Consider the following 19,072-nt stretch of genomic DNA (forward strand, 5'->3'; position numbering starts at 1 on the left):
ACCGCTCACGGAAGGACACCGCACCCGTGCTCACCACGCCGCGCACCCTCAACTTCTGGAAGGCGGGCCTGAGTTCACTGCCGCCCGAGATCTGGCGGCGCGAGGACTGGGAGGTGCTGATCCTCGCCGACAACGCCCTGACCGAGATCCCCGCGGCGCTCGGCCGGCTGCACGCGGTGCACACCCTGGACCTCGGCCACAACGCTCTGGCGTCGGTGCCCGACGAGATCGGCCGCCTCGCGGGGCTGACCCGCTATCTCTATCTGCACGACAACCGGCTCACCGCGCTGCCGGACACGCTCGGCAGGCTGGACCGGCTCGGCTATCTCAACGTCGGCGAGAATCCGCTCGGCCAACTGCCGTCGGCGCTCGGCGAGATGGCCGGGCTGGTCGAACTGCGGGCGCAGAAAGCGGAGTTGACCGCGCTGCCGGAGTCCATCGGGCGGCTCGGCCGGCTGCGGGAGCTGTGGCTGGGCGGCAATGCGCTGAGCGGGCTGCCCGAGAGCGCCGGGGCGCTGCGCGAACTGCGGGTGCTGGAGCTGCGGGAGAACGCCCTGCCCCACGTCCCCGAGGCGCTGCGCGCGCTGCCGCTGCTGCGCCGGATCGATCTGCGCGGCAATCGGATCGAGGAGATGCCGCCGTGGATCGTGCGGCTGCCGTCGCTGGAGAAGCTGGATCTGCGCTGGAACACCGTGGATGACGCGGCAGCGACGGTCCGGGAGCTGCGGGAGAGGGGATGTGTGGTGCTCACGTGACCGGCGGAGCGGATCCGCCGGCCACCTCGGCTCCGGCCATGAGCAGACCGGTCGGCGTGCCGTGGGCGCAGGCGAGCGGCGGGCCCTGCGGCACCGGCCGGCCGCTGCCGGGCTCGGCTACGTAAGGTCGAATTCGCCGTCCCGGGCATCCAGCACGAAAGCGCGCCACTCCGCCGGAGAGAAGATCACCGCCGGGATCTCCGGGCTGCGGCGGTTGCGCATGGCGATATAGCCCTCGACGAAGGCGATCTGGACGTCGCCCACGCCCTGGCTGCTCGACTGCCACTCGGCCTGCGTCAGGTCGAGTTCGGGCCTGGGTCCGCCCGCGAGCCGCTCCTCGGTCATGCTGTCGGCCACGTTCCCCGCTCCTCCCGGTTCGTCGTCCGCGGTCAGCCTAACCACTGTGTCCGGGGACGGACAGAGGACGTGGCGAGGCGGTGGAGTGGTGGCTCGGGGAGGGGCGCGCCGACCCGGCGCACCCGCCCCCGAGGGGTGTCAGGCGGCCGGGGAGTCGGCGCCGACCAGCCACATCGAGAAGAACTGGGCGCCGCCGCCGTAGGCGTGCCCCAGGGCCCGGCGGGCTCCGTCGATCTGGTGGTCGCCGGCCCGGCCGCGTACTTGGAGGGCGGCCTCCGCGAAGCGGATCATGCCGGAGGCGCCGATGGGGTTGGTGGACAGCACCCCGCCGGACGGGTTGACCGGGAGGTCGCCGTCGAGTTCGGTGACGCCGGCCTCGGTGAGCTTCCAGCCCTCGCCCTCGTCGGCGAAGCCCAGGTTCTCCAGCCACATCGGCTCGTACCAGCTGAAGGGGACATACATCTCCACCGCGTCGATCTGCCGGCGCGGGTCGGTGATGCCCGCCTGCCGGTAGACGTCGGCGGCGCAGTCCTTGCCGGCCTGCGGGGAGACGAAGTCCTTGCCGGCGAAGAGGGTGGGTTCGCTGCGCATCGCCCCGCCGTGCACCCAGGCCGGCGGGTGCGGTGAGCGCGCGGCCCCGGCGCGGTCGGTGAGGATCATCGCGCAGGCGCCGTCGGAGGACGGGCAGGTCTCGGAGTAGCGGATCGGGTCCCAGAGCATCGGTGAGGCCTGGACCTTTTCCAGGGTGATGTCCTTCTCGTGGAGGTGCGCGTAGGGGTTCTTGAGGGCGTTGCGGCGGTCCTTGTAGGCGACGAGGGAGCCGACGGTGTCGGGGGCGCCGGTGCGGCGCATGTACGCGCGGACGTGCGGGGCGAAGAAGCCGCCGGCGCCGGCGAGCAGGGGCTGCTGGAAGGGGATCGGCAGGGAGAGGCCCCACATGGCGTTGGACTCGGACTGCTTCTCGAAGGCGAGGGTGAGGACGGTGCGGTGGACCCGGGCGGCGACCAAGTTGGTGGCGACCAGGGCGGTGGAGCCGCCGACGGAGCCTGCGGTGTGCACCCGCAGCATCGGTTTGCCGACGGCGCCCAGGGCGTCGGCGAGGTACAGCTCGGGCATCATCACGCCCTCGAAGAAGTCGGGGGCCTTGCCGATCACCACGGCGTCGATGTCCGCCCAGGTCAACTGGGCGTCGTCCAGGGCTCGCCGGGCCGCCTCGCGGACGAGTCCGGCGATGGAGACATCGTGGCGGGCGGCGACGTGTTTGGTCTGGCCGATGCCGACGACGGCCACGCACTCCTTCGCTGTCGCAGCCTTGTTCATGACTCCCCCTCCAGGACGGCGACCAGGTTCTGCTGCAGGCACGGCCCCGAGGTGGCGTGCGCGAGGGCGCGGTCCGATTCGCCCCGCTGGATACGGGCGGCGGCCTCACCGAGCCGGATCAGTCCGGCGGCCATGACGGGGTTGGCGGCCAGTGCGCCGCCGGACGGGTTGATCCGGACCGTGCTGCCCGGGGCGTCGAGTTCCAGTGCGCGGCGCAGTACGACCTCCTGGGAGGTGAAGGGGGCGTGCAACTCGGCGGTGTCCAGGGGCCGTTCGAAGGCTCCGGCGCGTTGTGCGGCAAGCCGGGTGGACGGTGAGTCGGTGAGGTCGCGGACGCCCAGGCTGTGGGCCTCGATGCGGTGGTCGAGGCCGCGGATCCAGGCGGGGCGGTCGGTCAGCCGGCGGGCGGTGTCGCCGGCGGCGAGGATGACGGCGGCCGCGCCGTCGCCGACGGGCGGGCAGTCGCCGGTGCGCAGCGGGGCGACGAGGTGCTCGCCGGCCGGCACGGGGCCGCGCAGTTGGGCGTGCGGATTGGCTTCGGCGGCGGTGCGGCTGCGGGCCGCGATACCGGCCAGTTCACGCTCGTCGGTCAGGCCGGCGTCGATCAGGGCGCGGGCCTGGAGGGCGGCGAGCGCGACGGAGTCGGGCCACAGCGGGGCCACGTAGTACGGGTCGAGCTGGCGGGTGAGGACCTCGCGGACGTCGCCGGGCGAGGATTTGCCGTACGCGTAGACCAGTGCGGTCTCCGCCTCGCCGGTGAGGATCTTCACCCAGGCCTCGTACAGCGCCCAGGCGCCGTCCATCTCGACATGGGATTCGGAGATCGGCGGCCAGGCGCCGACGCCGTCCAGGGCCATGGTGAAGGAGAAGGCGCGGCCGGCGAGGTAGTCGGAGGAGCCGGAACAGGTGAAATCGATGTCCCGGGCCTTGAGGCCGGTCTGTGCCAGGACGTCGTGGAGTACCGGCATCAGCATCTCGACCTCGGAGGTCTCCGCGCTGTCGCGGACGTGATCGCTCTGCCCGAAGGCGACGATGGCGACCTCGCGCATCAGATCAGCTCCTTGTAGCTGTCGTAGTCGGCATCGGGTTCGCCGGTGGGGCGGTAGTGGTCGGGGAAGCGGCCGTCGTCGGTCCACACGGGTTCGACACGCAGGCCCATCCGGACCTGGTCGTACGGGATGCCGCCGATGCGTGCGTGCAGGGCCAGGTCGGCGCCGTCCAGGGCGATATGGGCGTAGACGTAGGGGACCTCGATATCGAGATTCGCCGTATGCCGCGCCTTGATGTTGACGATGCAGAAGGTGGTGACGGTGCCGCGGGGGCCGACCTCGACCTGGGCGTCGGTGGCGACGCCACAGGTGGGGCAGGCGCCGCGGGGCGGGACATACACCTTGCGGCAGGACGGGCAGCGCTCGCCGATGGTCTTGCGGTCGGCGAGCGCGTCGATGTAGCGGGACTGGGCGCGGCCGGGCGAGTAGGTGTAGTCGAGCCGGGCGGGGGTGGTGATACCGGTGACCGGGTCGGCGAACTCGCCGTCGTGCGGGATGGGTTGGCGGCCGTTGCCGGCGCTTTGCTCCGGTTCGCTCCGCTCCGGTTCGAAGCAGGCGATGTCGGTGATCGCGCCGGTGCGCTCCGCGGCCCAGCGGATACGGACCCGCATACCGGTGTGTACGGCGTCGGGGCCGGGTGCGTCCAGTGCGTGCAGCAGTGCGGTGTCGGCGCCGTCGAGGCGGACCAGCACCCAGGCGAAGGGGGTGGCGAGCGGCTGGCCGCGGCGCGGCGCCGGGTTCCAGGCCCAGGTGGTGACGGTGCCGCTCGCGCCGACCTGGACCAGCTCGCGGATCTCCTCGGCGGTGACCGGGTCGTATTCGGCTGGCGGGACCACCACCCGGCCGTCGCTCCCCCGGACACCGAGGACGGTGCGCTCGCGCAGCCCGGTGAGGAAGGCGCTCTGCACAGGGCCGAGCGAGCGGGTGAAGGGGAATTCCACGACGAGGGGCGCCGTGCGGACCTCTGGCATGCGGGACTCCTTGGGTCAGGCGCGCCGGTAGACGGGTGGGCGCTTCTCCGCGAAGGCCCGAGAGCCCTCTTTGGCGTCGGCCGTGTCGAAGACGGGCCAGCCGCGGGCGAGTTCGGCCTTGAGCCCGTCGGTCTCGGTCATCTCGGCGGTCTCGTAGACGGAGGCCTTGACGGCTTCGACGGCGAGCGGTCCGCAGCCGTTGATCTGTTCGGCGATCTCCAGGGCCTTGCCCAGCGCGCCGCCGTCGGGGACGACATGGCCGATCAGTCCGATGCGCGCGGCCTCGGGCGCCGGGTAGGGCCGGCCGGTGAGCAGCATTTCCAGGGCGTGGGTGCGCGGGATCTGGCGGGCGAGGCGGACGGTGGAGCCGCCGATCGGGAACAGCCCGCGTCTGACCTCGAAGAGCCCGAAGGTGGCGCTCTCGCCGGCGACGCGGATGTCGGTGCCCTGGAGGATCTCCGTACCGCCGGCGACACAGTGGCCCTCGACGGCGGCGATCACGGGTTTGCGGGGGCGGTGGTGCCGCAGCATCGCCTTCCAGTGCAGGTCGGGGTCGGCGCGCAGCCGGTCGCGGTACTGCTCACCGGCCATCCCGTCGCCCGCGAGGGCCTTGAGGTCCATTCCGGCGCAGAAGGTGCCGCCGGCGCCGGTGAGGACGATGGAGCGGATCCCGTCGTCCTCGTCGGCGGAGACCCAGCCGTCGTACAGGCCCACCAGCATCGGCAGCGAGAGCGCGTTCTTCGCCTCCGGCCGGTTGAGGGTGAGCACCAGTGTCGCGCCGACGCGCTCCACGGTCAGATGTTCCGTACCACCCATTCCGTCCTCCCGTCTCAAGACGTAGAACAGGTTGCAGTAGCCGCACAGCGACTTCAAGGCTTTTCTGACAGACAGTCAGATTTCTTGGCCGTGGCCCTTCCCTGCTCCTCGCCACGGCGCTCTAATGACCGCCAAGCCGACGCCCGCCCGGTCTGGAGGAGACGTGGAGTACAACCTTGCCGACCTCTTCGAGTCGATCGTCGACACGGTTCCCGACCGTGAGGCGCTGGTGTACCTCGACCACCCGGGCTCCGGCGCCGAACGGCGGCTGACCTACGCGGAACTGGACCGCGCCGCCAACCGCCTCGCCCATCACCTCGGCGAGCGCGGTATCGGCCCCGGCCACCACGTCGGACTGCACCTCTACAACGGCATCGAATATCTCCAGGCCCTCTACGCCTGCCTGAAGATCCGCGCCGTACCGGTCAACGTCAACTACCGCTATGTGGAAGAGGAGTTGGTCTACCTCTACCGGGACGCCGACCTGGTGGCGCTGGTCTTCGACGCGGAGTTCACCGCGCGGGTGGCCGCCGCCCTCCCCCACACACCCGGGCTGCGCCATCTCGTACGGGTCGGCACCCCGCCCGCCGGCTCCCCCGAACCGCGGATCGCGCCCGTCGCGCTCGCGGACGCCGAGGCCGCCGGGTCACCCGCGCGCGGATTCGGCCCGCGCTCCGCCGACGACCAGATCGTCATCTACACCGGCGGCACCACCGGCATGCCCAAGGGCGTGATGTGGCGCCACGAGGACCTCTTCTTCTCCGGGATGGGCGGCGGCGCACCGACCGGCGAGCCGGTGAAGCGGCCGCGGGAACTGGCCGAGCGGGTCGCGGCCGGCGGCGAGGGGATCGTCTTCTTCCCCACACCCCCGCTGATGCACGGCACCTCCACCCTCACCGCGTTCATCGCCTTCCACTTCGGCCAGAAGGTCGTCATCCACCGCAAGTACGTGCCCGAGGAGGTGCTGCGGACCATCGAGCGGGAGCGGGTCACCAGCGTCTCGCTGGTCGGCGATGCGATGCTGCGCCCGCTCGTCGATGCGCTCGGCGGGCCGCTCAAGGGCACCGACTGCTCCTCGCTCTTCAGCGTCAGCAGCTCCGGGGCGATCCTCTCCGAGACCGTACGCGCCCAGTTCAGCGCGCTGGTGCCGGATGCCCTGCTGCTCAACAACTTCGGCTCCTCCGAGTCCGGCTTCAACGGCACCGCCACCGATGACTCGGGCCCGGACAACGGCTTCCGGCTGCGCGTCAACTCCCGTATGGCCGTGGTGGATCCGGTGACGCACGAGCCGGTGACGGCCGGCGAGGTGGGCCGCCTCGCACTGCGCGGACACGTCCCGCTGGGCTACTACAACGACCCGAAGAAGACCGCCGAGACCTTCTTCGAGGCGCACGGCGACCGATGGGTGCTGCTCGGCGATATGGCCACCGTCGACGAGGAGGGCATCGTCACCGTCCTCGGCCGGGGCTCGCAGTGCATCAACTCCGGTGGGGAGAAGGTCTATCCGGAGGAGGTCGAGCAGGCGCTGAAGGCCCATCCGGATGTGTATGACGCGCTGGTGGCCGGGGTGCCGGACGAGCGGTGGGGCCATCGCGTCGCGGCCGTGGTCCAACTGCGTTCCGGGGCGGCACCGTTGGACCTGGAGGGCGTCCAGGTCCACTGCCGGACCCGCCTGGCGGGCTACAAGGTGCCGCGCGCCGTCGTCTTCACCGACCGTATCCAGCGTTCGCCCAGCGGCAAGGCGGACTACCGCTGGGCGAAGGCGGTGGCGGCGGGCGAACGGGAGGCGTGAGCCGGTCCCGCGTGCCCGGCGGCGGGACGGGCCGGGCGCCGGGGCTCCCCCGGATCAGGCTTCGGCGCAGACCGACCGCAGGGAGCGGGCCAGCGCCACCGTGTGCAGGCCGTCCAGGTGCCGCTCGTGCCGTACGTGCGCGGCGGCCGCGGCCAGCAGCGGGGCGCAGTACGGCGCGGAGCGGGCGGCCGGGGAGTCGGCGATGGCCCGCACCAGCTCACCGTTGATGCGGTTGATCTCCTTGCGCACCTCGCCGAGATCGGGGCGCTCGGTCGGCGCCCGGCCGGGGTCCGCGTCCCACGCGCGGTGCAGTCCACGCTGAACTATCTTGCTGGCCTCGATCTGGTCCCGGAAGATCCGCACCGTCGCCTCCGGGTCGGCGCCCAGCTGCCGGGCCTGTTCCGCCACCGCGTTCAGCACCTCCTGCTCGCGGGCCGGATCGTCGATCGGACTGCCGGTGCCCCATTTCGCCGCGGCCACCAGGTCGCCGGTGGCCAGCCGCTCCGCGGACAGCGCGGCGAGCGGGTGGAGTTGGCCGTACGGGGAGTGCGCGGTGGCGGTGGCCGCGGCCGGCGGGGCGGCGGGCGCCGCGACGGCCCCGCCGGCTCCGGTGAACAGGGCGGTCGCGGTGGCGGCGGCGATCAGCGCGCGGCGTATCGAGGTGGTCGGCTGCACGGGCGGCCTTTCGTGAATCTCGGGGCTGCCGAGGGGAGTTACCGGGACGGCGTACGGCCGTGAGCCTAAGGGAACCGGGCTTTCGGGGGCTCCGCGGGCTACGGGCGCGGCGTCAGGAACGAGTTGACCGCGGCGAGGAATTCGCCCGGGCGCTCCTCGTGGACGAGATGGCCGGCGCCCTCGACCGTCACCAGACGGGCGCCGGGGATCCGGTCGGTCATCTCGGCGAGGTGCTCCTGTGGGATGTGGCTGGTCGGGCCGCCGGCGATGACGAGGGTGGGCGCGGTGATCTCGACCAGGGCGTCCCACCACAAGGGGTCGGGGGCGTTGCGCTCCGCCACTACCGCGATCTTGGCGCGCCAGTCGAACGACTGCGGACCCGCCGGCTGCTCGGGCAGCTCCTGCGGCGGATCGGCCGGCAGCGGCGGGGCGGCCTCCTCCAGGACCAGGCGGGCCACCAGCTCCGGGCACTCCGCGGCCAGCAGCAGCGCGGTCAGCGCACCCAGCGAGTGTCCGATAAGGGTCACCTGCTCCAGCCCGAGCGTCCGGAGGAAGCCGATCGCATCGTCCCGCCACCGCTCGAAGCCGTACTCGCCCGGCCAGTCGCTCAGCCCGTGGCCCCGCTGGTCGAGGGCGAAGACGCGATGGGTGCCGGCGAGCCGGCCGACCACACCGCGCCAGTCCTCACCGTCCTCCCCGAGACAGTGCAGCAGCACGGCCGGGGGCGCGTCCTCCTCACCCCACACCCGGTACGCCAGCTGGACCTCACCGACCTGCACTTTCCGGACGTCACTCATGTGCTGGACGCTACCCGGGGACTGTCTGCGCCACGCCCCTTGACGTGTTCGCCGCGCGCTGATTACTTGGACCCGCATGCGGCTACCGAATGATCGGTAGGGACACGAGGCGGTGACACTCCATGCCGGAAGCGGCTGCGGGCGGCGAGACGTTCGACGAAGCGGAACGGCTCTCCAAGGACGCGTTGCGCGAGCTGCAACTCACACGGCTGCGCGCCTCGTTGCAGCATGCCTATGACCACGTCCCGTTCTACCGCGAGTCCTTCGACCGGGCCGGGGTGCATCCCGAGGACTGCCGCTCACTCGGCGACCTCGCCCGCTTCCCGTTCACGGTCAAGGATGATCTGCGCGCCCACTACCCCTTCGGGATGTTCGCCGTCCCCAAGGAGAAGGTCCGCCGCATTCATGCGTCCAGCGGCACCACGGGCCGTCCGACGGTCGTCGGCTACACCGAACGCGATCTGTCGCACTGGGCGGATGTGGTCGCCCGCTCCCTCCACGCGGCCGGCGGACGGCCCGGTCACACCGTTCATATCGCTTACGGATACGGGCTGTTCACCGGCGGTCTGGGAGCCCACTACGGCGCGGAGCGGCTGGGCTGCACGGTCGTGCCGGCGTCCGGTGGGATGACCGGCCGGCAGGTGCAGATCATCCAGGACTTCCGCCCCGAGATCATCATGGTGACGCCGTCGTACCTGCTCACCCTGCTGGACGAGTTCGAGCGGCAGGGCATCGATCCCCGCAAGACCTCGCTCAAGGTGGGCGTCTTCGGCGCCGAGCCATGGACGCAGGCGATGCGCCGCGAGATCGAGGAGCGGTTCGCGATCGATGCCGTGGACATATACGGGCTGTCGGAGGTCATGGGTCCCGGCGTCGCCCAGGAGTGTGTGGAGACCAAGGACGGGCTGCACATCTGGGAGGACCACTTCTACCCGGAGGTGGTCGACCCGATCACCGGCGAGGTGCTGCCGGACGGTGAGCACGGCGAGCTGGTGTTCACCTCGCTCACCAAGGAGGCGATGCCGGTCATCCGCTATCGCACCCGGGATCTGACCCGGCTGCTGCCCGGCACCGCGCGCCCCGCCTTCCGCCGGATGGAGAAGGTCACCGGGCGCAGCGACGACATGATCATTCTGCGCGGGGTCAATCTCTTCCCCGCACAGATCGAGGAGATCGTGCTGCGTACGCCCGGCGTGGCCCCGCACTTCCAGCTCAAGCTGACCCGCGAGGGCCGGATGGACCAGCTGACCGTACGCGCCGAGGCCCGGCCGGACGCGACGCCCGAGGAGCGCACGGCGGCGGTCGGGCTGATCGCGCGCGGCGTCAAGGACGGCATCGGGGTCTCGGTCGCGGTGGAGATCGTCGGTCCGGAGACGCTGGAGCGCTCGGTCGGGAAGATCAAGCGCATCGTCGACGCCCGGCCGCGGGACCGGGGATAACTTTCGTCCTGCCTGGGCCCGCCCCGCCTGCCCCGAGCTGGTGCGCGGGGCCGGGGCGAGTCGGATGCGGCCGGTGGGGAGCGGGTCTTCGCGCGCAGGATGAACATCGCGTCAGTGCGCTGCGTATTACTGGCTACTTGCTACTTGCGCCCGGGCAACGACCGGCGGCCGCTCAGGCCGCATGACACCGTCGCACGGGCCCTTTGGACGAGACCGCGGCGATCCCTACGGGGACCGCCCGAAGGGAACGAACGACTGTGACAGCCCAGCGCAGCACTCGCCTCGCCGCCCTCCTCGCTCTGCCCGTCGCCCTGGCCCTCTCGGCGGCCGCCGCTCCGGCGCACGCCGCGGAGAAGGCATTCCAGATCAACCTGAAACAGCTGAACAACTCGGGGGGCAGCGGTACGGCGATGCTCAGTCTCAACGGCAACCAACTGACCGTGAAGATCGAGTCGAAGGGACTTGTCCCGGGGCAGCCGCACGCCCAGCACATCCACGGCTCCACCGACGGCCACGACTTCCAGTGCCCGGACGCGAGCGCCGACACGGACGGCGACGGGATCGTCAACAACACCGAAGCCACGGTGCATTACGGCGATATCAACATCACGCTCACCACCGACGGTGACACCGGCCCGGACAGCGGGCTCGCCGTCGACCGTATGCCCAAGGCGGACGCCCAGGGGAACCTCTCCTACGAGCGGACCATCCCCGTGTCCCAGGACGTGGTCGATCACATCAAGGACCTCCACGTGGTACAGCACGGCATCGACCCGAACGGCAACAAGAAGTACGACTTCGGCGCGGGCAAGAGCGAACTCGATCCCAAACTGCCCCAGGAGGCCACCGCGCCCGCGGTCTGCGGGATCGTCGAAGGCGCGGCGGTCGGTTCCATTCCGGTGGGTGGCGTGGAAACGGGTGGCGGAACGGCCGACAGCAGCGAACTGCCCGCCGCGCTGGTGGGCGCCGGCGCTCTCGCCCTCGTGGCGGCGACCGGAGCGCTGGTCGTGCGCCGCAGGAGGCACGCCACCGTCTCCACCGAGCCGACCGGACAGGGCGCCGCATGACGGCCCGCAGGACGACAGCCCGCTGGAAGCGCAAAGCCGCGTCCTGCGCCGCGGTGGGAGCGATTCTCCTGCTCGGCGGCTGCGGGGGCGAGAAGCCGGCGTCGCAGCCGGCTCCCGCCGGACAGCAGCCCGCGCAGAGAGGCCAGGCCGCTCCCCCCGGATCGGGAACCGAGAACGGTCAAGGGGGTGAACAGAAGACCGGGAACGCGCAGAAGGCGGCTCCTGAGCGGCTCTCCATTCCGTCGCTCAACGTCTCCTCCACGCTCGAATCGCTGGGGCAGAAGAAGGACGGAACGATGGAAACGCCCGTCGACCCCGACAAGGCGGGCTGGTACACGCCCGGCCCGGCACCCGGCGACAAGGGTCCGGCCGTCATCGCGGGCCATGTCAGCTGGAACGGCAAGCCGTCGGTGTTCCAGCGGCTGTCCTCCCTGAAGGCCGGTGCCACGATCGAGGTCGCGCGGGCCGACGGGAAGACCTCGAAGTTCACCGTCAGCCGCGTCGCGCAGTACCCGAAGAACAAGTTCCCCACCATCGAGGTCTACAAGAACATCGACCACCCGGGGCTCCGTCTGATCACCTGTGGTGGCGACTACGACCAGTCGCAGCACTACTACCCGGACAACGTGGTGGTGTTCGCCGAACCGGCCAGGGCGGAATAGCAGCCTGCTGACCCGATGCCGGAGGCCGGCGTCTTCTCGGGACGTCGGTCTCCGGCTGTCTGCTGACCGGCCCGGCCCGGCACCACGGCCGTCGTCGCTCAGACCATCGTCGGGTCCCCCTTGATCAGGGCGAACGGGGCGCCCGCCGGGTCCTTGAGCATCGCCAGCCGGCCGACGCCCGGAGCGTCGGTCGGCGGGATCAGGACCGTGGCGCCGTGGTCGGTGGCCGCGGCGAAGGTGGCGTCGCAGTCGGTGACACCGAAATACGGGTGCCACTCCGATGTCGAACCGGCGGCCAGATGCTCCTTCTGCAACTGCATGATGCCGCCGTGCCCCGTGTCGTCACCCTGGCCGCCGCCCGGCGCGGAGACGACCGAGTAGACCAGGTCGCCGCCCATCGGCATGTCCTGATAGCTCCAGGAGAAGACCGAGCGGTAGAAGTCCCTCGCCGCGGCCGCGTCGGTGGTGTACAGCTCCGTCCAACACAGGGTGTTCGGCTCCATGACCGTTTCCAGGCCCTTGCTGTCACCCGGCTGCCACACGGCGAAGTCGGCGCCCGTCGGGTCGGTGAAGGCTGCCAGCCGGCCCGCGGTGAAGACGTCCATGGGCGGGACCCGCACCGCGCCGCCGGCCTGCTCCACCGCCTTGGCCGTGGCATCCGCGTCGGAGGTCTGGAAGTACGCCGTCCAGGCGGAGCTCGCGCCCTCCTCCGTCAGCGGACCGACGGCGCCGACGGTCCTGCCGTCGAGCTGGAACATGCCGTACCCGCCGGCCTCCGGCCCGGCCGACTGGAAGCTCCAGCCGAAGACGGCGGAGTAGAAGGCGACGGCGGCGTCGATGTCGGGGGCCCCGAGGTCGAGCCAGTTCGGTGTGCCCGGGACGTAGTTGGTGGTCAGCATGGGTGGTCCTCCGTTGTGCGGATGGTGACGTGCACGGCTGTTCTCCCGCCGCTTCTCAGCATGGCAGGGGGCACTGACAGTCGCCCTCCGCGCGGCTCTCAGGGCGTGCCGAACCATTCGCGCAGCTCGCGCTTGAGGACCTTGCCGCTGGCGTTGCGCGGCAGCGCGTCCACGAACATCACCCGTTTGGGCGCCTTGAACGGCGCAAGGCGGGCGCGGGCCGCCTCGATCAGCTCCTGCTCCCCCACCACGGAGCCGCCGTCCGCTGCCCCGTCACCACCGCCCGTACCGTCCCCACCGTCCGTGCGCCGGACGACCACCGCGGTCACCGCCTCGATCCAGCGCTCGTCCGGCAGCCCGATGACCGCGACCTCGGCCACCTGCGGATGCTCGTAGAGCACCTCCTCCACCTGACGCGAGGCGACCAGGACACCACCGGAGTTGATGACGTCCTTGACCCGGTCGACCACCGTGAAATAGCCCGCCGCATCGCGGACGGCGAGGTCTCCGGAGTGGAACCAGCCGTCCCGGAACGCCTCGGCGGTCTCGTCGGGCTTGTCCCAGTAGCCGGTGCACAGTTGCGGCGACCGGTAGACGACCTCGCCCCGGGTGCCGTCCGGCACCTCCCGGCCCGCCTCGTCCACCACCCGTGCCTCGACGAACAGCACCGGGCGCCCGCAGGAGTCCATCCGGCCCTCGTGTTCGTCCGGGCCGAGGACGGTGGCCAGCGGCCCGATCTCGCTCTGCCCGAAGCAGTTGTAGAACGCGAGCCCGGGCAGCCGGGCGCGCAGCCGCGCAAGGACCGGCACCGGCATGATCGAGGCACCGTAGTACGCCTTGCGCAGCCCGCTCAGCTCCCGGGTGGCGAAGTCGGGGTGGTGGGACAGCCCGATCCACACCGTCGGCGGCGCGAACAGGCTGTCGGCCAGGCCCGCTTCCACCAGTGCGAGGATCCGGTCCGGATCGGGCCCGTCCAGGATGGTGTTCTCGGCGCCCACCGCCAGGTAGGGCAGCAGGAACACATGCATCTGCGCGGAGTGGTAGAGCGGCAGCGAGTGCAGCGGCCGGTCCGTCTCCTTCAGGTCGAGGGCGACGATGGCGCTGGTGTATTCGTGCACCAGGGCGCGGTGCGTCATCATCGCGCCCTTGGGGAGCGCGGTGGTTCCCGAGGTGTAGAGCAGTTGGACGAGGGCGTCGTCGGGCACCTCCGCCAACCGGCCCGTCGCGTCGTCGCCCGCCGCTACCGCCTCGGCGTCACCGACAGCCTCATGGGCCACGAGCCGCTCCACCAACCCGTCGGGCGCGTCGTGGAGCGGCATGCTGCGGACGGACTTGGGCAGCCGGTGCGCAAGCGCGACATCGGTGAGCACCAGCGCACTGCCGGACTGGTCGAGGAGGTAGGCCAGATCCTCGCCGGTGAGGCCGTGGTTGACCGGCACATGCACCAGCCCGGCCCGGGCGCAGGCCAGAAAGCCGATCAGATACGCATCGGAGTTGTGGCCGTAGGAAGCGACCCGGTCGCCGGGCCGGAGGCCGTCGGCCAGCAGCACCCGCGCCGCGGCGGTCACCGCGTCGTCCAGCTCGCGATAGGTCCAGCTCCGGTCCCCGTACCGCACCGCGGTCCGCTCGGGCACCCGCCGGGCACTGCGCCGCAGGACCCCGTCGACCGTATTGCTCCGCGCTCGCGTCATGGCGCGATCCTCGGCCGCACCCCACCCCGGGTCAAGGCACCCGACCGGTGAACCGGCCGTCGTCGGCCGTGCGCGCCCACCAGGCACACGGCCACTACATGGCGCGCTCCCGGCCCTCCCAGTACGGGTCGCGCAGCCGCCGCTTGTAGAGCTTGCCGTTGGGATCGCGCGGCATGATGGCGATGAAGTCGAGCGACCTGGGCCGTTTGTAGCCGGCCAGCTGCCGTTCGCAGTACGCCAGGATCTCGGCGGCCAGTTCGGGGCCCGGCCGCCGGCCCTCGGCCGGTTCCACGACGGCCTTGACCTCCTCGCCCCAGTCGTCGTGCGGGATACCGAAGGCGGCCGCGTCGGCGACGGCCGGGTGGCCGAGCAGGGCCGACTCGATCTCGGCGGGGTAGATGTTCACCCCGCCCGAGATGATCATGTCGATCTTGCGGTCGCGGAGGAAGAGATAGCCGTCCTCGTCCAGATAGCCGAGGTCACCTACGGTGAAGAAGTCACCGATCCGGTTCTTCTTCGTCTTGCCCTCGTCCTTGTGGTAGCTGAAGCCGCCGGTCCTCATCTTCATGTAGACGGTGCCGAGTTGGCCCGCGGGCAGCCGGTTGCCGTCGTCGTCGAAGACGGCGAGCTCGCTGATCGGCCAGGCCCTGCCGACCGTTCCGGGCTTCTTGAGCCAGTCCTCGGCGGTCGCGAACGCACCGCCGCCCTCGCTCGCCGCGTAGTACTCCTCGACGCAGCCGCCCCACCAGTCGATCATCGCGCGTTTGACGTGGTCGGGGCAGGGCGCGGCGCCGTGGATCGCATGCCGCATCGAGCTCACGTCGTACGCCGCCCGGGTCTCCTCGGGCAGTGCGAGCAGCCGGTGGAACTGGGTGGGCACCATATGGGTGTGGGTGCAGCGGTGTGCGTCGATCTGGGCGAGCATGTTCCGCGGCGTCCATTTGTCCATCAGGACGATGCGGTGGCCGATGTGCAGGGAAGCGCCGGCGAATTGCAGTACGGCGGTGTGGTAGAGCGGTGAGCAGACCAGGTGGACGTTGTCGTCGAAGGGCTGGATGCCGAAGATGGCGAGGAAGCCGCCCAGGTAGGCGTCCTCGGGCGGGGTGCCGGGCAGCGGGCGGCGGATGCCGCGCGGGCGTCCGGTGGTGCCCGAGGTGTAGTTCATGACCCAGCCCAGGGTGCGGCCGTCGGGCGCGGACTTGGGCTGTCCGTCGAGGAGTTGGGCGTAGGGGCGGAAGCCGTCGGCGGCGCCGATGGCGTAGCGCCGGGCGGCCGGCAGTTCCGCCTCGTCCGCGGCGTGCCGGGCCGCGTCCGCGAACCGCTCGTGCGCGATCAGCACCTTCGCGCCGGAGTCGGCGACGATCCAGGCGATCTCCGGGCCGACCAGGTGGTGGTTGACGGGGACGAGATAGAAGCCGGCCTGCGACGCGGCCAGGTAGGCGGTGAAGAACTCGACGCCGTTGGGGAGGACCGCGGCGAATGCGTCGCCGCGCTCCAGGCCCGCCGCCCGCAGCCCGTGGACCAGTTGGTTGCTCGCGGCGTGCAGCCGGCCCGCGGTCCACTCCTCGCCGTCCGGGGCGATCAGGACCGTACGGTCCGGGTCGGCTGCGGCCTGCGCCCAGAAGCCGTTGGGTGGTGGGGAACCATGGGTCATTCCGCTGTCCTCCTCGGGTTCATGCGCGTCCGGCGATGCGGTTGATGCGGTCGATGGCCCGCTCGAAGCCGCGGGTGAGGTCGTCGAAGACGGCCTGAACGCTGCGTTCGCTGTTCATCCGGCCGACGATCTGGCCGACGGGGGTGCCCAGCAGCGGTTCGACCTCGTGCCGCTGGATACGGGAGTTGGCCTCGGCGACCAGCAGGCCCTGCAACGGCATCGGAAGGGGGCCGGGGCCGCTCGGGTCGTCCCAGGCGTCGGTCCAGTCGGTGCGCAGCTGGCGGGCGGGTTTGCCGGTCAGGGCACGGGAGCGGACGGTGTCGGCCGGGCCCGCGGCGAGCAGTTTGGCGGTCAGCCGCCGGGAGTGCAGTTCGGCCTCCTCGGTGGTCAGCCAGATCGAGCCCAGCCAGACGCCCTGTGCGCCGAGGGCGAGTCCGGCGGCGATCTGCTCGCCGGTGCCGATGCCGCCCGCGGCGAGCACCGGCAGCGGGTCGACGGCGGCGACCACCTCCGGGGTCAGGACCATGGTGGCGATCTCGCCGGTGTGTCCGCCGGCCTCGTAGCCCTGGGCGACGACGATATCGATGCCGGCCGCCTTGTGGTGCTGTGCGTGCCGGGGGCTGCCGGCGAGCGCGGCGACGAGAATGCCGTGGTCGTGGGCGCGTTGGATGATGTCGGGGGGCGGCGAGCCGAGGGCGTTGGCCAGCAGCTTGATCGGATAGCCGAAGGCCACATCGAGCTGGGTGCGGGCGACCTGCTCCATCCAGCCGGTGATCCGCCAGCCGGACGTCTCCCCCTCCGCGAGCTGCGGCACCTGGTATTTCTCAAGAAGCTCGGTGACGAACCGCCGGTGTCCCTGCGGGATCATCGCCTCGACATCGGTCTCGCTGACGCCTTCCACCTTTTTGGCGGGCATCACCACATCGAGTCCGTAGGGCAGCCCGTCGGTGTGCTCCTGCATCCAGTCGAGGTCGCGCGCCAGCGCGTCCGGCGCGGTGTAGCGGACCGCGCCGAGCACCCCGAACCCGCCGGCCCGGGTGATCGCCGCGGCGACCGCGGGGAAGGGTGTGAACCCGAAGACGGCGTGCTCGACTCCCAGCGTGTTGCTCAGCTCCGTCTGCATGGGCGCAGGATGCCGCAGCGGGCCGTACGAGGGAAGAGATTTTCTGATGCTGCGTCAGAAACTTGCGCGGCGGCGGCCCTTGTTGTCCTCTCTGCAGTTGCCCGCTTGCTGTCCTTGCCGCCCCTGCTCCCTCACCCCTCCTCCAGCACCGCCATCGCCGCGTTGTGCCCCGGGATGCCGCTGACTCCCCCGCCGCGCAGGGCGCCCGCGCCGCACAGGAGGACGTTGGGGTGGGTGGTGGCCACGCCCCAGCGGGCGGGGGCGGTCGCGGCGTCGTCGGCGCCCTCGGGATCCGCGTACGGAAAGGCCAGGTCGCGATGGAAGATGTTGCCGCCCGGCAGGCCCAGTTCGCGGTCCAGGTCCAGGGGGGATTTGGCCTCGATGCAGGGGCGGCCGTCGGCGTCATGGGCCAGACAGTCGGCGAGCGGCTCGGCGAGGTGGGTGTCCAGTTCGGCGAGGGTGGCGGCGAGCAGCTGCTCGCGGGTGGTGTCGTTGTCGGCGGTGAAGAGTCTCGCCGGGGTGTGCAGGCCGAAGAGGGTGAGCGTCTGGTAGCCCTGGCGGACGAGATCGGCGCCGAGGATGGAGGGGTCGGTGAGGGAGTGGCAGTAGATCTCGGAGGGCGGGGCGGTGGGCAGCCGGCCGGACGCGGCCTGGTGGTAGGCCTGCTCCAGCTGGTCGTAGCCCTCGGCGACGTGGAAGGTGCCGGAGAAGGCCTCCCGCGGGTCCACCTGTCTGTCCCGTAGCCGCGGCAGCCGGGTGAGCAGCATGTTCACCTTGAGCTGGGCGCCCTCGGCGGGTGGGGGCGGGGTCTCGCCCAGCAGATGGGCCAGTTCCCGGGGTGCGGCGTTGACGAGGACCCGGCGGGCGCCGATCGTGCCCTGGTCGCAGGTCACCTCCGCGGTCCGGCCGTCCGTCGCGAGGGCGGTCACCGGGCAGTTGGTGACGATCTCCGCACCGGCGCGGCGGGCGGCGTCGGCCAGTGCGTCGGTGAGGGCGCCCATACCGCCGATGGGGACGTCCCAGTCGCCGGTGCCGCCGCCGATGACGTGGTAGAGGAAGCAGCGGTTCTGGCGCAGGGACGGGTCGTGGGCGGTGGCGAAGGTGCCGATGAGGGCGTCGGTGAGGACCACTCCGCGGACCAGGTCGTCGGTGAAGGTCTCCTCGACGACCTCGCCCAGGGGGCGTTCGAACAGGGCGTGCCAGGTGGCGTCGTCGTCGATCGCGGCGCGCAGTGCGGCGCGGGTGGGGAGCGGCTCGGTGAGGGTGGGGAAGACCCGTTCGGCCAGGCGCCGGGTGCCGGCGTAGAAACGCTGCCAGGCGTCGAATTCCCGGTCGGAGCCGGTGAGTCGGTCGAACGAGGCACGGGTGCGGTCCTCGCCGCCGGCTACCAGCAGGCCGGTGGGGCTGCCGTCGCGTACGGCGGGGGTGTAGGAGGAGACGGTGCGTTTGCGGACCGCGAAGCGCAGCCCGAGGTCCCGCACGATCTTCGGCGGCAGCAGGCTGACGAGGTAGGAGTAGCGGGACAGCCGGGCGTCGGCCCCGGCGAACGCCCGGGTCGACACGGCCGCACCACCGGTGTGGTCCAGCCGCTCCAGCACCAGCACGCTGCGCCCGGCGCGTGCGAGATAAGCGGCGGCGACCAGTCCGTTGTGCCCGCCGCCGACGATGACCGCGTCATACGAAGTCCGTTCCGGCATGCCCCTTGGTAGCACGCGGTGATCTCGGTCGCCAGGTGCAGGCGGCTGAAACCTCCGGCCCGGGCGGTGCGGCTTCTTGACCGGGCCCTGGGCTGCTCCTAGCGTCCGGCCGTGCTCCGCCCCGGCGCCGCCCCCGCTTGCCTCCTCCCAGGCCGTCCCGCCCACTCGTGAGGTGACTCGTGTCCCACCCGTCGGTACCCCGCATCGGCCGCACTTTCGCCGGACTGACCGCCGTCGCCGCCTGCTCGGCCGGACTGCTCGCGGCCCCCGCGCCCGCCTCCGCCGCCCCCGACCCGGCCCGCGCGCCC

At 71.5% G+C, this 19,072-nt stretch carries 17 protein-coding genes; 5 read left to right on the top strand and 12 right to left on the bottom strand.

Going from position 1 to position 19,072, the window contains the following annotated elements:
* Positions 1 to 26: 26 nt before the first annotated feature.
* Complete coding sequence (locus tag DY245_RS18240; protein WP_128508321.1) at positions 27 to 755, top strand: leucine-rich repeat domain-containing protein; 729 nt, start codon at positions 27 to 29, stop codon at positions 753 to 755.
* Between the two features lie 117 nt (positions 756 to 872).
* On the opposite strand, the gene DY245_RS18245 is transcribed toward DY245_RS18240, so the two are convergent.
* The 5 genes from DY245_RS18245 to DY245_RS18265 all read right to left on the bottom strand — a co-directional run bounded on the left by DY245_RS18245 (position 873) and on the right by DY245_RS18265 (position 5,268).
* Positions 873 to 1,112 (bottom strand): DUF397 domain-containing protein, encoded by a 240-nt coding sequence (locus DY245_RS18245; protein WP_128508322.1) that lies wholly within the window; start codon positions 1,110 to 1,112, stop codon positions 873 to 875.
* 138 nt (positions 1,113 to 1,250) lie between these two features.
* Complete coding sequence (locus DY245_RS18250; RefSeq protein WP_128508323.1) at positions 1,251 to 2,432, bottom strand: thiolase domain-containing protein; 1,182 nt, start codon at positions 2,430 to 2,432, stop codon at positions 1,251 to 1,253.
* Entirely contained in the window at positions 2,429 to 3,481 is a 1,053-nt protein-coding gene (locus DY245_RS18255; protein ID WP_128508324.1) for a thiolase domain-containing protein, read from the bottom strand. The genes DY245_RS18250 and DY245_RS18255 overlap by 4 nt, the downstream gene beginning before the upstream one ends.
* Positions 3,481 to 4,452 carry a Zn-ribbon domain-containing OB-fold protein gene (locus DY245_RS18260; RefSeq protein ID WP_128508325.1) on the bottom strand — a complete coding sequence of 324 codons (972 nt, stop codon included), beginning with the start codon at positions 4,450 to 4,452 and terminating at the stop codon, positions 3,481 to 3,483. Before DY245_RS18260 ends, DY245_RS18255 begins: the two co-directional genes overlap by 1 nt.
* A 15-nt stretch (positions 4,453 to 4,467) precedes the next feature.
* Positions 4,468 to 5,268, bottom strand: coding sequence for a crotonase/enoyl-CoA hydratase family protein (locus DY245_RS18265; RefSeq protein ID WP_128508326.1), 801 nt, complete (start codon positions 5,266 to 5,268; stop codon positions 4,468 to 4,470).
* Between the two features lie 163 nt (positions 5,269 to 5,431).
* Here DY245_RS18265 and DY245_RS18270 point away from each other — a divergent pair, with 163 nt between their 5' ends.
* Positions 5,432 to 7,060 (top strand): acyl-CoA synthetase, encoded by a 1,629-nt coding sequence (locus DY245_RS18270; protein WP_128508327.1) that lies wholly within the window; start codon positions 5,432 to 5,434, stop codon positions 7,058 to 7,060.
* Positions 7,061 to 7,114: 54 nt separating this feature from the next.
* On the opposite strand, the gene DY245_RS18275 is transcribed toward DY245_RS18270, so the two are convergent.
* Both DY245_RS18275 and DY245_RS18280 read right to left on the bottom strand, forming a co-directional pair.
* Positions 7,115 to 7,735 (bottom strand): chorismate mutase, encoded by a 621-nt coding sequence (locus DY245_RS18275; protein WP_128508328.1) that lies wholly within the window; start codon positions 7,733 to 7,735, stop codon positions 7,115 to 7,117.
* Positions 7,736 to 7,833: 98 nt separating this feature from the next.
* Entirely contained in the window at positions 7,834 to 8,532 is a 699-nt protein-coding gene (locus tag DY245_RS18280; RefSeq protein ID WP_128508329.1) for an alpha/beta fold hydrolase, read from the bottom strand.
* Between the two features lie 122 nt (positions 8,533 to 8,654).
* Between DY245_RS18280 and paaK the strand changes: the two genes are divergently transcribed.
* The 3 genes from paaK to DY245_RS18295 all read left to right on the top strand — a co-directional run bounded on the left by paaK (position 8,655) and on the right by DY245_RS18295 (position 11,700).
* Positions 8,655 to 9,971 (top strand): phenylacetate--CoA ligase PaaK, encoded by a 1,317-nt coding sequence (paaK, locus tag DY245_RS18285; protein WP_128508330.1) that lies wholly within the window; start codon positions 8,655 to 8,657, stop codon positions 9,969 to 9,971.
* 257 nt (positions 9,972 to 10,228) lie between these two features.
* Positions 10,229 to 11,038: a hypothetical protein gene (locus tag DY245_RS18290; RefSeq protein ID WP_128508331.1), complete on the top strand. Its 810-nt coding sequence runs from the start codon at positions 10,229 to 10,231 to the stop codon at positions 11,036 to 11,038.
* Positions 11,035 to 11,700, top strand: coding sequence for a class F sortase (locus DY245_RS18295; RefSeq protein WP_128508332.1), 666 nt, complete (start codon positions 11,035 to 11,037; stop codon positions 11,698 to 11,700). Before DY245_RS18290 ends, DY245_RS18295 begins: the two co-directional genes overlap by 4 nt.
* Before the next feature lie 98 nt (positions 11,701 to 11,798).
* Here DY245_RS18295 and DY245_RS18300 read toward each other — a convergent pair whose 3' ends face one another.
* The 5 genes from DY245_RS18300 to DY245_RS18320 form a co-directional block, all read right to left on the bottom strand.
* Entirely contained in the window at positions 11,799 to 12,599 is an 801-nt protein-coding gene (locus DY245_RS18300; RefSeq protein WP_128508333.1) for a VOC family protein, read from the bottom strand.
* A 98-nt stretch (positions 12,600 to 12,697) separates the two neighbouring features.
* Positions 12,698 to 14,290 (bottom strand): acyl-CoA synthetase, encoded by a 1,593-nt coding sequence (locus DY245_RS18305; RefSeq protein WP_128508334.1) that lies wholly within the window; start codon positions 14,288 to 14,290, stop codon positions 12,698 to 12,700.
* A 94-nt stretch (positions 14,291 to 14,384) separates the two neighbouring features.
* Complete coding sequence (locus DY245_RS18310; RefSeq protein ID WP_128508335.1) at positions 14,385 to 15,944, bottom strand: acyl-CoA synthetase; 1,560 nt, start codon at positions 15,942 to 15,944, stop codon at positions 14,385 to 14,387.
* A gap of 19 nt (positions 15,945 to 15,963) precedes the next feature.
* A complete protein-coding gene (locus tag DY245_RS18315; protein WP_128508336.1) occupies positions 15,964 to 17,067 on the bottom strand; it encodes an NAD(P)H-dependent flavin oxidoreductase in 1,104 nt (367 codons plus the stop codon).
* Between the two features lie 131 nt (positions 17,068 to 17,198).
* On the bottom strand, positions 17,199 to 18,764 hold the full coding sequence (locus tag DY245_RS18320) for a phytoene desaturase family protein (protein ID WP_128508337.1): 1,566 nt from the start codon (positions 18,762 to 18,764) through the stop codon (positions 17,199 to 17,201).
* Positions 18,765 to 19,072 lie beyond the last annotated feature (308 nt).

It is taken from the genome of Streptomyces inhibens (assembly GCF_003389455.1).
GTDB classification, from domain to species: Bacteria; Actinomycetota; Actinomycetes; order Streptomycetales; family Streptomycetaceae; genus Streptomyces; species Streptomyces inhibens.